At 49.2% G+C, this 14,461-nt stretch carries 10 protein-coding genes and 1 riboswitch; of the genes, 1 reads left to right on the plus strand and 9 read right to left on the minus strand.

Annotation, left to right across the window (positions count from 1 at the left end):
• Positions 1-24: 24 nt before the first annotated feature.
• Genes PAV_RS25350 through PAV_RS25380 form a run of 9 tightly spaced genes read right to left on the minus strand, consistent with a single transcriptional unit; the run spans position 25 to position 13,305 of the window.
• Entirely contained in the window at positions 25-6,507 is a 6,483-nt protein-coding gene (locus PAV_RS25350) for a non-ribosomal peptide synthetase (RefSeq protein WP_005550894.1), read from the minus strand.
• Between the two features lie 15 nt (positions 6,508-6,522).
• Positions 6,523-7,371, minus strand: a complete 849-nt coding sequence (locus tag PAV_RS25355) for a 3-hydroxyacyl-CoA dehydrogenase family protein (protein ID WP_005550895.1) — start codon at positions 7,369-7,371, stop codon at positions 6,523-6,525.
• A gap of 29 nt (positions 7,372-7,400) precedes the next feature.
• On the minus strand, positions 7,401-8,453 hold the full coding sequence (locus tag PAV_RS25360; protein ID WP_005550896.1) for an HAD-IIIC family phosphatase: 1,053 nt from the start codon (positions 8,451-8,453) through the stop codon (positions 7,401-7,403).
• 18 nt (positions 8,454-8,471) lie between these two features.
• Positions 8,472-9,728 carry an ATP-grasp domain-containing protein gene (locus tag PAV_RS25365; RefSeq protein WP_005550897.1) on the minus strand — a complete coding sequence of 419 codons (1,257 nt, stop codon included), beginning with the start codon at positions 9,726-9,728 and terminating at the stop codon, positions 8,472-8,474.
• Complete coding sequence (locus PAV_RS25370) at positions 9,718-10,755, minus strand: cysteine synthase family protein (RefSeq protein ID WP_005550898.1); 1,038 nt, start codon at positions 10,753-10,755, stop codon at positions 9,718-9,720. The genes PAV_RS25365 and PAV_RS25370 overlap by 11 nt, the downstream gene beginning before the upstream one ends.
• 14 nt (positions 10,756-10,769) lie before the next feature.
• Positions 10,770-11,024 carry a hypothetical protein gene (locus PAV_RS36550; RefSeq protein WP_005550899.1) on the minus strand — a complete coding sequence of 85 codons (255 nt, stop codon included), beginning with the start codon at positions 11,022-11,024 and terminating at the stop codon, positions 10,770-10,772.
• Positions 11,024-11,359: a hypothetical protein gene (locus tag PAV_RS36555; RefSeq protein ID WP_005550900.1), complete on the minus strand. Its 336-nt coding sequence runs from the start codon at positions 11,357-11,359 to the stop codon at positions 11,024-11,026. Before PAV_RS36555 ends, PAV_RS36550 begins: the two co-directional genes overlap by 1 nt.
• A gap of 23 nt (positions 11,360-11,382) precedes the next feature.
• Positions 11,383-11,769: a GHMP family kinase ATP-binding protein gene (locus tag PAV_RS36560; RefSeq protein ID WP_005550901.1), complete on the minus strand. Its 387-nt coding sequence runs from the start codon at positions 11,767-11,769 to the stop codon at positions 11,383-11,385.
• 39 nt (positions 11,770-11,808) lie between these two features.
• Entirely contained in the window at positions 11,809-13,305 is a 1,497-nt protein-coding gene (locus tag PAV_RS25380) for an argininosuccinate lyase (RefSeq protein ID WP_005550902.1), read from the minus strand.
• Positions 13,306-13,743: 438 nt separating this feature from the next.
• Here PAV_RS25380 and PAV_RS25385 point away from each other — a divergent pair, with 438 nt between their 5' ends.
• A complete protein-coding gene (locus PAV_RS25385; RefSeq protein WP_005550903.1) occupies positions 13,744-14,163 on the plus strand; it encodes a hypothetical protein in 420 nt (139 codons plus the stop codon).
• A 195-nt stretch (positions 14,164-14,358) separates the two neighbouring features.
• A riboswitch (purine riboswitch) is annotated at positions 14,359-14,460 on the plus strand.
• Position 14,461 lies beyond the last annotated feature (1 nt).

The following is a 14,461-nucleotide window of genomic DNA, read 5'->3' on the forward strand; positions in this document are numbered from 1 at the left end:
TTTTTTGTTCACGTAGTAAAAAATTCATTTAAACAACATATCAAGCTGCTGCTGTGAAATTTCGACCGTATCGAAATCAGAAGGAGTAAATTGCTCCTCGCGCTCGTTGGCGGCATGAGAAATAATATCCTGCAACTGCTGTACATAAACGCTCATCCAATGCCCGATCGTTTCTTGATCATAAGCCTCGCAGTGATACATCAATTCCAGCCTTAGCCTTCCGTTCATCACCAGGCTGTTCAGCTCTAATTTGGCGCTCATTCGATTATCCGGATGACATTCCATGGCATGTTCTTGATAAACCAGCTCAAACCAGTCATTATCCGCTTCCCTGCCGAATTGCCCCAAATAATTAAAGCGGAACGGCGCAGGTTCGCAGCTTCGTTCGAGGAGATCTCTATTCATATAAGCAAGAACTCCATAACCGATTCCTTTATCCGGAATCTGACGCAGTTGCTCCTTGACTGATTGAATTTGCTTGGATAGAGAGGCCTGCGGCAGTTCCAGCCTAAGCGGAAATAGCGCCGTAAACCAGCCTATCGTCCGTGAAGCGTCAATGCCTTCCAAATGACGCCCATGATTCTCCAGTTCCAATCCGATCAAGGAATGTCCGGTAAAGAAGTGCATGGTTCTGGCAAAAGCGGTTAACATCAAGTCCACCGGTTCGGTGTTGAATGCCCGATGTGATTGTGTAAGCAACGTGCGGGTACATTCATCATCAATCCATGTGACATGGCATTCTCTGCGGCCAGAAGTCCAATCTTTGACTTCCGCGGCTTGAGGAAAGAACCAGTGCTGAGCCTGTTGGTTAGCGCTCCAATAGTCGATTTGCTGCTTGACTTCCGCTTGCTCCGAATATTGCCGCAAGCCTTCGTGCCAGTCGCGAAGAGAGGCTGTTTTGGCCGGCAATGCGACAGGCCGGGACTCGGATAACTGGTCGTATGCAAGCTTGACATCCTCCAGCAAAATGCGCCACGATACTCCGTCGATGACAAGATGATGAGCCGTAATCAGCACATATTCGGTTATGAGTTGCGATGTAAATGCGACTGCTCGGATGAGCAGATCTTTATAGATGTCCAATTTGGATTTCAAGCTTCTTGCTGCTGCTTCGATTTCAAGCATGTTTTGTTCTTCGGATTGCTGCTTCAGTTCATAGGTTTCAAGCGGAAAAGATAGATGCGCATGCTTATTTTGATAAAATAGGGATTCGCCGCCGTCTGCCCGGTAATTCAGCCTTAGTCCGTCATGATGCAAAACGAGCTGCCCAAGCGCAGTACGGAGGCGTTCCAGCACGATCGGCTGTTTCATTTTCAGCAGCACGCTCTGATGGTAATAACCGGGATGCCGGAGCTTTTGTTCAAAAAACCAATGATCAATCGGGAACATTTCCTTATCTCCTGAAATAAGGCCTTGTTCATAATGCTTCGCAACGGCATTCATATCCAGATTCTCGCACAGCGAACCGATAGTTTGATGCTGCAAAATCTGTTTCGTTTCGACCGAAATCCCTGCTTGCTTAAGCCGGGATGAAATTTGGATGGCTTTAATGGAATCTCCACCCAATTCGTAAAACTCATCATGAATGCCTATTCCGTCCAAATCTAGAACTTCCGCCCAGATGCGCGCGCACGTTTCTTCCGTCTCGTTGCGCGGCGCCCCTGTCACCCTGTTCGTACGAATGTTGTCTTGAGGCTTGGGGAGAGCATGGAAATTGACTTTTCCGTTCGCAGTCAAAGGGATATGCTCGACCTGAACGACGTAAGCCGGCAGCATGTAGGACGGCAGCGTGTGGTTCAACTCTTTACGAATGACGGATATCGAAACGGGTCTGGAGGCGATCACATACGCACATAAATAAGCTTGCCCGGCGTTATCTTGTTGCGCCGCCACGACAGCCTCACGGACTCCGGATAGTTGCTGGAGTTCATGCTGAACCTCCTGCAGTTCGATGCGATATCCGCGGATTTTGACCTGATCATCAGCGCGTCCGATATACTCCATGTTGCCGTCCGGCAACCAACGAGCCAAATCCCCGGTCCGGTACATAACAGCACCTAGGCGCTCGGCAAACGGATCTTCTACGAATCGCTCCCGCGTTAAATCGGACCGTTTTAAATATCCTCGTGCAACACCATCCCCGGCAATGTAAATTTCACCAACGCTGAATTTCGGCACAAGCCGTTGACTGCCATCCAGCAAGTAGATGCGGACATTATCGGCAGCTTTCCCGATCGGTACGCACGCTCGCCGAATTTGCGCATCAAACTGATAAATCATGCATCCGACTACGGTTTCAGTCGGTCCGTATTCATTGAAAATCGCAACCTCTCCGCCAAAGCTGTCAAAAACTTCCGAGGCCAAACACATATCCAACTGTTCCCCGCCAACAATCAACGCCGTTACCATCGAATGACGGTTGTCCCATTCCTTAATGAATTTGAGATGAGAAGGCGTCAGCTTTACGATTTGCACTTTATTGTCTTTGAAAATCCGCTGCACGGCCAAATCCTTGTCGTCATCTCCGTAAATCACGATTTTACCGCCTGTTACGAGAGGGGTAAAAATAGAGGTTACGGTCAAATCAAACGAGATTGAAGAATACAGAGGGAAATCAGCCTTCTCCCCGTTTGCGTATACTTTTCGTGCCCACCATATATAATTGACCAGCCCCTGTTGCTCGACCATGACGCCTTTCGGCTTTCCCGTAGAACCTGACGTATAAATAACATAGGCCAACTGACGAGGTAAACCAGAGCGCGTTATCGGCTCGGGACTGCTCTTTTCCAGTAAGGACGGATCGAGCACATCGACCACTCTGCCTGAAAATCTCGGCTTATCGCGCAAATGACCGCCTGTTAACAGAAGCTGCGCACCGCTATCCTCCAACAAATAAGCAATGCGTTCCGCCGGATAATCGGAATCGATTGGCAGATAGGCTCCTCCTGCCTTCATCACGGCCAGAATGCAGACGATCTGCTCTAAGCACGGAGGCAGCAAAATAGCAGCCAGCATGTCCCGCTGCAAGCCATTAGCGACAAGAACGCGAGCCAGGCGATTGGTCTGCTCGTCCAGTTCCCGGTAAGTTAGCGAACGTTGCCCGTCCTCTATGGCGGTATGATCGGGCGTCATGGCAGCTTGATCCTCGACCAGCCAGTGAATGAATGCGTCTTTCGGATAATCGGCTTCCGGGCCTGCCCCCATTCGCAGCAGTTCCTCCTGCTGGGACGAGTTCAAGACGTTTAATTCGCATAATCGATTCTCCGGATTCTCGCACATTTGACTTAAAATCCCGCAATAGTAAGCATTTAGCTCCGATATCATGCCCTGCTCGTACAAATCCAGGCTGTATTCCCAATCGAGCGCGAATGTATCGTCCAAATCCTCCACAATGAGCGAAAAATCAAATTTGGATGATTTCGCGGAATAAGGAACGCGTTCGATGTGAAGCTCGTTCTCCCGCCAGGCTGCTTTGTCCATATTTTGATAGACAAACATTGTATCGAACAGCGGATTTCGGCTCGCATCCCGCCGGATTGGCAATTTCTCAAGCAACCGCTCGAACGGATAATCCTGATGTTCAAGAGCGAGCAGCGTCTTCTCTTTGATTTCCCGAACATATTCGGATACGGTTTTATGGCCTTCCGGCTGACTCCGAATCGCTAGCGTTTGTACGAACATGCCGGCGGTTCGTTCTGTACCGGGAATGGTTCTCCCGGCAGACGATGTGCCGACGACAAGATTTTGCTGTCCGGTACATTGGGCGAGCATAAGCTTGTATGCTGCCAAAAGCACCATATAGACGCTTACGCATTGTTCGCGAGCGAAGCTCCTGCAGCGCTCCGCAAGCTCTTTACTCAGCCTGTCGAAGTAGTGGTCGCCCGCACCAGATAATAGGGCAGGACGAGGAGAACAGGTCGGCATCTCAAGTATGGGAAGTTCTCCCGACATTTCCGCGAGCCAGTAAGCTTGATGCTCTTCAGATAAAGGCTGTTTCTCCCGCCACAAGGCATAATCGGCAAAGGAAAGGGGCGACGGGCCGAGACTCTGATTCAACAGGAGCTGAACGAATTCGCTCATGATGATGTGCATGGATGTTCCATCGATCACGATATGATGAAGATCGATCAGGAACAGATGTTGGTCTTCCGAAGTCTTGCACAGCTTTGTCCTCCAAAGCGGCGCATGATGAAGATCATAAGGTCGAACGAACGAGTCCGCATAATTTTGGATATCGATGCCGCCAAAGACTTCTTCGTAGTCCAGTCTGACAGCAAGGTCAGAGACGGCAGCGATTTGCTGCACGGGTTCTCCATCCTGAAAATCGAAATAAGTGCGCAGCGCTCCATGTCTCTTGACAATTGCCGACCAAGCCTTCTCGACCTGCTCAAAGGATAGCGGCCCTTCCAGTTTCAGGACGGCGGTAATATTGTAGCTTACTCCTTGCTTGTTTAATTGCTGCCAGGCATATATTCGGCGCTGCGGCGGCGTTGTCGGGAATATCGATCTTTCAGAGGGATCGACCTCCATGATGACTTCATCCGCATCGCTCGCTTGAGCATGTTCGATCAAATGGGCGATTTGTCGAATTGTCGGCTGATGAAAAATGTCGTGCAAAGAGATTTTTACGCCGAACTCTGCTCTGATGTTTGCGATCAAATAGGTCAACTGTAGGGAATTGCTGCCCCAATCAAACAAACTGTCAAGTGTGCCGATCTCGTTGACTCCTAATAATCGGCAGCATATTTCCAGCAGCCGTTCTTCCGTCCCCGAAACGGGCATCGCGAGTTGGCGTTCCTGCAGGTGCAATTGAACATACTCGGATACCTGCTCGATGATTTCGGCGAAATGTTGCTGCCGATACCATTCGCCAAGCTTGTAGCGCTGTATTTTCCCGCTCGTTGTTTTCGGGAGCCTGGTAACCGGAACGACATGCTCAACAGTGATACCTAGTTGACGCTGAACATGGCTCCGCAGCGTTACCGCCAGGGGAGCGAAATCTTCCAGCTTGCCGCGATAGAGAACGAACAGGAGCAAATCGTCGCTGGCCGCCTCGGGATTGCTTACTCCGCAGGCCGCTATCGTGCCGAGCTTGATCGGTTCCACAGCTTCGCATACTCGTTCAATATCATGAGGATATACGTTCTGCCCGTTAACGAACAGAATGTCTTTAACGCGCCCGGTTACGTATAACCTTCCATTGCGCATAAAACCGAGATCGCCTGTCCGAAGCCAACCGGTGGACGTGATTCGTTCGGCTGTCGCCGATTCGTTGTTGTAATAACCGGAAGTGACATTTCTTCCCTTCAAGTAAATTTCGCCGATCATCAGCTCAGCCAAATCCGTGCCAGAGCTGTCCCCGATGTATATACAGCAATCATCAACCGGGCTGCCTACATCGACAAAGGACACGCCCTCTCCGGCTTCCGTTTCCTTGACGACGCTTCCGAGTGAGAGATGCTTTCTATTCAGGTGCATCGTATTCAATTCATCTCCGACAGGGGGAAAGGTTACAGCGAGACAAGCTTCGGCCATACCGTATACGGGAAACATCGCATTTTGCTTCAGCCCGCATGGAGCCAATGCAGCCATAAACCGGGCGGCAAGCTCTGCTGAAATCGGTTCCGCTCCATTAAAAATGAGCCGCACATGGGACAAGTTCCATGCTGAAGCCGCCTCTTGTTTGAATTTTCCCAAGAAATATTGATAGCCGAAATTCGGCGATGAAAGTATAGTCGATCGGTGTTCGCTGCATTTCGCCATCCATAGTGTCGGACGGCGAATGAATAAGGAAGTGGGCATGAGATACTGCTGAATTTGTGCGGCTATTGGCACCATATGGCAGCCGATCAATCCCATGTCATGTGTCAAGGGCATCCAACTAAGCGTTGAATCCTCTGATCCTATAGCCGAGCGGTTTATCATCGCAAGTATATTACTAAGCAGGTTATCGTGGGTCAGTATGACTCCCTTTGGTTCTCCTGTCGATCCAGATGAGAATTGGATAAAAGCTGTATCCGACGGCTCTGCCTCATGGACGGCTCCGGGCCTGCAGGATGCGAAATCAATGCTGTCAGCAAACAAGGTGCGCTTCTTCATATCGGACCATCGATCTTGGTAGTCCGCTTTTTGAGAAAAAGCTTCTACGTACGAATAGCTGGTTTCAGCTATCAAAAGCACGGGACGCTTCAACACGTCCCATATTTGAAACAATTTCCTTTTATGCTCATCATTGCTGCCAACCGATACAGGTACCGGAATGAAACCGCCCAGCACGCATGCCCAAAACATTTGAATAAATAGCTCTTCGTCTTCAATTTGGAATAAAATTTCGTCTCCAGGCACGATTCCTTTTTCCTGAAAATAACCGATCAGGTGCCGAGCCCGGTCATACAGGTTTTTGTAAGAAAGAAAGTGTTCCTTTTCACCTCCTTGGATAAAGGTAATTCCTCTATCCTCCTGTCGCCTTACAGCATGAAGCATGTCCGTCAGTCGCCGGAATTCCATCGTTCTGCCTCCTTGCTAACTATAGTTGTAAAAGCCCTTGCCCGCTTTTTTGCCGTACAAACCGGCATCCACCATCTTCTGCAGCAAGGGGGCCGCCCTGAATTTGGTATCCTGATAGCTTTCATAAAGGATATTCAGGGAATCCAATACGGTGTCCAGCCCAATCAAATCCGCGGTTTCCAACGGTCCCATTTTGTGTCCGTAACACTTTTTAAAGATGTCGTCCACTTCCTGGGGCGAAGCGACCTGATCTTGAACGACATAAACCGCTTCGTTCATAAACAAATGAGATATCCGATTCGATACAAAGCCCGGCATATCGTTGACTAGAATGGCTTCTTTGTCCAAGCTGTCCAGAAATCGATGAGCCTGATCAATCGTATCTGCAGAGGTGTGATAACCCCGAATGACCTCAACGGAGGATTTCATATAGACAGGATTCATGAAATGCATCCCGATTACTTTGCTCGGCCGTCCGGTAAAGCTGCCGATGCGGGTAATGGAGATGCACGATGTGTTGGCGGCGAAGCAGACTTCTGTCGGACATATTTGATCGAGTGTTCCGTAAATCTCCTTTTTTACGCATTCGTTCTCCGTTGCGTTTTCGACAATAAAATTACAGTTTGCAACAGCCGAAATCTCCGTGTCGAACGTAACCAGTTCAAGTGCCTGGTCAGCCGTTAACCGGGGGGCTGATCGGTTGATGAGCGGAGCAAGCCGCACGGTTTTCAAAATTTCAGATTTCGCTGCGGCAAGCGCATTCTCGCTCACGTCGATCAGCACAGACGGGATACCGTGCCAAATGAGATCTACCGTCATGCCGATGCCCATGGTACCTGCGCCAATAATGCCAGCCTTATGCATGGCAACATCATCTCCCTGCTCTATTTCATTTAAATCCCCGCATGATTTCCAATTCGAACTCGAATATAGGAAGGAAGCGGCTGTATGATCGACAAGTCGTTTTCGAATACAATGAGATCAGCTTGATTGTAAATTTCCTTGAAGTTGGAAAAACGGTAGGTCATCTCCATCATCCGGTTGCGTCCCGTCTTGCGAAAATCTCCTCGCAGCACTTTATTGGACGCTTTGCATTCTTGCATGATATGACTGAGAAGCACGCTTCCGACCCCGCGTGACATGACGCGGCAGGACATAAGCAATAATTTCATATGCCAGGCTGTATCCCCCATCTCGATCAGCGCCATTCCAATTTTGCCGTACGAGCCGTATTTATCTGTTAATTCGCATACGAGCAGCTTATGTTGCTCCGATGTGCAATAATAGTTCAGTTCCTCGAAATCATAAGTGATTCCCGTAGAATTCAATTGATTGGTTCTTACCGTCAATTCCTCGGCTCGCTTTAAATCCTCATGCTGGGCTTCCGAAATAATGAATTCCATGCGAAGCGAGGCGAGAAATTCTTCTTTGGGCCCTTCAAATTGAAGTTCTTCCTCGTTACGTTTCTGATCCTGCATGTACATGTGCCGGCGTCGAGCCGAATCGACCGTAATGAAAGCCGGGTTCAGCCTTGGATGAACCAGCAGCCCCTGTATATCGTCGGGAGCCCAGCAAGCAATTTCTTGATGAAAGCTTTGAACTTCATCCCGCTCGAAAGGCTGATCGTCCAAAAACAGCATCGAATCCATGCCGATATTTAGTTTAGATTGAATCCAGGCGATATTGGACGACTTGGCGTTCCAATTGATTGCCGGGTACAGAAAATAATCGGCAATTCCGAATTCCTCCAGCTTCGCATATGCATGTGCATGATCGTTTTTGCTTGCAATCGAGTGGAGAATCCCTCGTGCATCCAACTCCTTGATAACCTCGGCTATTCCTGGGCGCAGTCGCACATCATTCGAAGATTCAAGGAGAACGCCGTCCCAAATTGTATGATCCAGATCCCAGATGACGCATTTGAATTCTTTTTCCTTTCGCTCCATTCCGAATACACCCTCCTCTTAAGGATTGATGCTTGCTGCGGCTGCCTCATCCTCCAGCCGTACTTCCAGTATCTCGGATGCCCGATCCAGCGTATCCCGGACTTCCTCGTATGTCCGTCCCGTAACGATTACATAACCTAACCGATCATAAGCGTTATGGGGCAGCCTTACGCGGGAACCGGACTTGGCCGTAATTGTCAATTGCCGCATACCCGGCAACTGCTCGATTCGCTCTCTGCCAAGCACTTCGCGCAACACCCCGGCTTCTTTCGCTGTCAAAAATTGAATGCCGGAAAATCCAACCATCTCTCCGTTCCATGGTTCCGGCTTCATTACTGAGCAGCGAATATGCTGCTCTAGAACGTCAATTCCCGTTGTGTAGCGAATCAATTCTGGAATCATGCCGCCGGCTAGGCGAGCATTAATTTCGATAATAGAGCAGCCTTGTTCCGTCAATTTGACTTCAACGTGGGCGGCGCCGTTTCGAAAGCCTACAGCTTGCAGAGCTGACTCCACGGCGGATCGTATCTCCATTTCGCTTTTCTTGCACAATGGGGCGGGGAAAATGTGTCTCTTCTCTACAAAAAATGGAGCGCCGCCCACTTGTTTTTCCGTAATGCCGATACAGCGCATGGTTTCCTGCCAGCAAAGCATTTCCACGCTGTATTCAGGCGCGTCAATATACTGCTCTACTAGTGCTGTCATTGACGTGGATTGTCCGCGCATATTTACCTGTACGTCCAGAATCAATCGAATTTGTTGTTCTGCTTCCTCTCGGCTCCTACACAGCTTCACGTGGTTCGATCCGCTATCGTCTGCAGGCTTGATTACGCAAGGGAATCCTATGCGACCGATAGCTTGGCCGAGTTCATGAACCGAACGAACGACGGCGAATTCGGGCTGCCTTATTCCTGCCTCCTCCAGCCGCAAGCGCGTCATATGTTTATTGCGGCAGGTCTTGATCGCTTGGGGTGAGTTGCCCGGAAGCTGGCAGCGCTGGCTCAGGGTGGCGATTGTTTCAATATAAAACTCGCTTGTAGTTGCAAAGCCGCAAATTGCACCGCGGTCTATTTCCGAGCCCAGCATTTGTTCGATGTCAGGAATGGAATTAGTGTTGCATACAAGTACGGAACAGCCCGTTTCCATAAGTCCGTCATATCGATCGGGGCAATTGGTCAAAAAAAGTGGCTCCCATCCCATTTCGGCAGCTTTGCGCAGTGCCAGCATGCCCGTACCGGTCGTATTGGCTTCTATGAACACCAGTTTATCGCACACCTGCATATGCTCCTTTCGACTGGGTATAAGACCAGGAATGAACCACGCACTGCTCCGAAACCTGTAAAGGCTCATCGGGAAGCCTTAGTTGGTGAATTCCCTTCTCAAGCCGATACCGTTCGCTATAAATGGTATCGACGTAACGATCGCCTCGATCCGGAAATAGAGCGACGATTTTCGTCTCCGGATTGACTCGAGTACTGATCCACCGCGCAACGGCATATACTGAACCGGAGCTGTTGCCGGCAAATATTTTCTCGCGTTCCGCCAGTTGCAATGTGGCCGCAAACGATTCTTCGTCATTTAACCAATGAACCTCGTCGACAATGCTATGGTTCACATTTGCCGCTACAAGACTGTTGCCTAATCCGCTTTGCAATCGGTCTTTGCGATCCGGTTGACCGAAAATAACGCTGCCGGTCGCGTCAACTGCAACGACGCGCATGTTGGGATTATGTCTGCGCAATTCCGCAGCCGTACCCGACATGGAGCCGCCACTGCCGACGGAAGCAACCAGAATATCCACATGACCAAGATCTGCCACCAACTCTTCGGCAAGCTCCTTATAGGCGCGAGGGTTGTCGGGATTATCGTATTGACGCGGCCAATATGCGTCAGGGTATTGGTTTAGCAGTTCTTGCAGCTTCTCCAGACGTGCCCCCTGCCATCCGTTTTCGTTCATCTTATCTACGATGTATACGCGGCATCCTAATGATGTAAGCTTGGCCATCGTAATCGGGTCGATTCTTGGGTCGGTTACGATATGTACGGGATGGCCCAAATGCGTACCTACAAGCGCAATGCCGCAAGCCATAGTGCCGGAGGAACTCTCCACGATCGGAGCGCCGTCTTTGAGCTGCCCCGCTTTTTTTGCTTCTAGGATAATTTGTTTGGCTACGCGATCTTTCATGCCGAAGGGATTCATAAGCTCCAATTTCGCGTACACATTACCTCTGCACTGCTCATCGAGCCTAAGCTTGACGAGCGGTACGCGTCCCACCGCGTCTACCATGCTTTCATGCAGCATCTCGCGTCCCTCCTTTACTGATCATTGCCGTATAGCAGCGTCGCCGCACCTACTGTCTGGACTGCACCGTTCCCGTTCCGGCCAGGAAATTCGTCATTCTGGCACTGTCGTCCAGCCGTTCCTTTCTTTTTATCCTCATTCCAAGCATGGAACAGGTGCACCTCATCCGCTAGGCGAAGCAACGAGAGGCGCGCAGCATGAAGCTGTTGAAAATGTCTTTTATCGGATTCCGTAAATAAAATGCCAATAAAAGTCCCGCTGTGCGCCACTATAACCCCGAGTGCGTCCACCTGTCGACAGATGGCAAGGACATCGTCCAGCCTTTTTTTTCACATAGTTTCTGGTTCATGATCGCACTGCGCGTCGAAATTTCGCCGATCGTTCGGACGTCTTTGGCGCGAATCGCTTCTGTCATTCGGCACAGCATATCGTCATACTCCCGACACTCCATATTCGAAAAGGGCTTGGGCTTGTTGTTGAACTCGACGGTGTCAAGCTCGCCGCCTTCATCGATTCCCAGCACAGTCAAGAGAGGAGATTCGCCAAGGAACCGGTGAAGCTGGACATGCCTATGGAAAAAGGATACGATTCCACTGTACATCACGCCGTCGGTCGGCTCGATTTTCCTTAAAAATATTCCGTTTGCCGTTCATCAAGCCTCAATTGGAAACAATCGCTGACCGCCCGTATCGTAGCTACAAGATCAGCAGATGAACTCGCCAAACCTTTTCCTACAGGAATATTGCTTTCGATCTCCAGCATTCCACCTGGCGGAAGTCTGTAATGAGATAAGATTAAATCAGCCAACTGTTTCGATTTATGCTTGGAGCTCGGATACACCATAATATCCGAACACTGGTCGTAAGAGGTAAACGTGGCAGTTGAAAAACGATTGATCGGCATGGTAACCAGAAAATCATTGCCGTCCACACTGACACCCTGAAGCAGTTCCCCGAACGTGCCGCAAGCCTTACCCGAACCCGTGCAGATGATGGACATTTGATGCTGCATCATGTTTCCTCTCTCTCCTGTATCTTTGATATCGCTAAGTACTCATTCGTATAGTCCCGATTTGCGGCCGATCCGCCGCTTGTTTGCTTGCAATCGCTCTTTGTGGCTAAAACATTCCTTGACTTGCTCGTCCAGCAGCGACAAAACCTCGGAAGGGCGAACTGAGCCTGAGGTGCATTTGCCCCACAGACTGTGATCAATCGAAAAAGCGATGCGAAGTTCACTTTCCCCAATGTCTATGCTGTATCCGGCTTCGGAGCAAATTTCCTGCAGCAGCGGAGCCGGCGCCTCTTGAGGAAGCTTCTTATCGTTAAGCATGGCGACAATATACCTGCCCGCCAGAACCTGCGCCGTCCGATAAGGAATATTGGCTCTAAGAGCCAATAGGTTGGCTAGGCTGAACCCTCCGAAAAACTCTTGCGTACAGATGCCGAGCAGACGTTCATCTTTAAAATTCAATTGGCGAATGACCGTTGTGAATAACGCCGCTGTATGGCAGGTCGCGTCGATGAGATCCTGAAAATGACGGCCTCCTTCCTTTGCGGTTTCAACCAGGTTTGTATATGGCGTATTACGCTGAATCATGACAAAATCCGTATAGTAGGCAGAGATGTGAGCTGTCTTGCCTCTAATGCGTTCCAAGATGGGAAAATTCTTTTTCTGAGGCATTGCTGAGGAGACACCCGATAAGGAATCGGGTAAATCAATGAAGTGATATCCGCTGCTTCCCCAACTGATAAAATCGGTGGCGAATCGACTCAATGCGACGCCCAAGGTCGATAATTCTGCGGCAATGTGCAGCATCCATTCCTTGGACGCGACGCCGGACAACGCATGTCGTCCCGGACGGGAGAAGCCAAGCTGCTGAGCCAAGCATGTTCTGTCCCATGCCAGTTCCAACCCAGCCATCGCACCTGACCCGAGCGGACATTCGTCGATGTCGTCGAATACAGCCAGCAGCCGGCGAATTGTTCTGCCCAGTTGTTCGCTCATAGCGGATATGTAGAAGCCGGCCGTTATAATCTGAGCTGGCTGATAGTGAGTGTAACCCGGCATGGGAAGATCTGCGGTATTCCTAGCGAGAAAGTGAAGAGCCTCAGTGAAATCCAGCAAATGCTCTGTCACTCGAATTAGTGCATCTCTCGCGAACATCAACTGCGCTGTGGCCTGTACGTCATTTCGGCTGCGATCCATATGCCAAAGTTCCGAGGATGACTGATGCATGCGGCTCATGCGGCTCTGCACGCATTGTTCCAGTGCAAACAGGATATCGGACATATTGCTTTCAGGGTCTGCCCCGATAGAACGCTTCTGCTCAATCTCTTCCAATAGTTTGACGATAGCAAGCATGTCTTTCTCGGAGAGCACTCCTAAGCGCGCATATTCTCTTGCCATTACTTGTTCAATGCGGATGTAATAAGGCAATAGGTATTGAAGCTCGTATTCGAATTGCGGTCGCAACACAAGTTCATTCACTAGCGCGGAGGGCGATTCCCTAATGCGCCCAGTCAGATTTTTCGTCTCATGTCCTATTTCCACCTTATCACCCACCTGGATCATAAATTGTAAGAACGAAGGACTGCATAAAATAGCTGAATTTCTATTTTATACCATAAGCATACTTGAGTTATATGATACAACCATTTATTAGTAGTTTCAATCAAAAAAAATCATATTTCAACACAGGACTGTCTATTAACCAATAAAATACATTTCCAATATAGGAAAAGGCCACTCGTTCAGTAAAATGTTTGTCCCCCTACAAACTCCCGATTAAAGCTGGTGAATCAACTAATCTATTAAATTCGTGTTGAGCCTTATATACAGGAAAGTTGCTGCGCAACCTGCCGGATTTTTATTTCATCGAATGAATTGGTGCAAATATTAAGCCCATACAAAGATTAAAGAAACGGACTTGCTTTTCCGATACATAAAATGACGATACTTTTTTAATAAATGAAGGAGTGAATAAAGAAAATGCGCATTGAATCGCCAATTTACCGATTCTCGCCTGCTGCTAACCGAACCAATCGAGGCCAAGAGGTATTATTTGCAGATACGATGAAAGAAACCGCGAGCAAGGAAGAAGAAAAAGAAGGGGACAAAAAAGGACGTCTCGTCACGGCTCGCGAAGACGGTTACATCAGGCAGTATCTCGTTAGGCCTGACGGCAGCAAGGTGTTATTGAGCGAAACACAGCAAAATGACAGCTTTCAAGCAGCGAAAATCGATCAACTGCCCGTCGCTATCAACTACCTGCATTCCCCACAAAGCGGATTCAGTATGAATACGAAAGAAACGATCGCATTGTTAAACCTGCACGCTGGAGCAGTCATGACACTCCCAGTCAACCAGCAGCAGCTAAATGTCCCGAGCAAGGAATCCGATATGTCTTAATGATCCATGCTCTACAATCAATCACAAAAAAATACAGAGGGAACCTCGCTCCCTCTGTTCTACTGCCCAATCCGTCTCACGAAGTCCTCACGAAGTCCTCCCCCACAGCATTTCCTGCTATTAGGAAAATCCTATTAGAACCTGACTTTTTTCGCGAGGGTTGACGAGAATTAGGACGCCCTATACAATGTAGAGAATTACAACCGCATACTTCTTCGTATAACTTTGGAAATAGGGTCCAATCGTCTCTACCGAGCTGCCGTAAACAGCTTGACTACGAGGATAAGAGCGCTTGTCT

The sequence above is a fragment of the Paenibacillus alvei DSM 29 genome, from assembly GCF_000293805.1.
Lineage (GTDB): Bacteria > Bacillota > Bacilli > Paenibacillales > Paenibacillaceae > Paenibacillus_B > Paenibacillus_B alvei.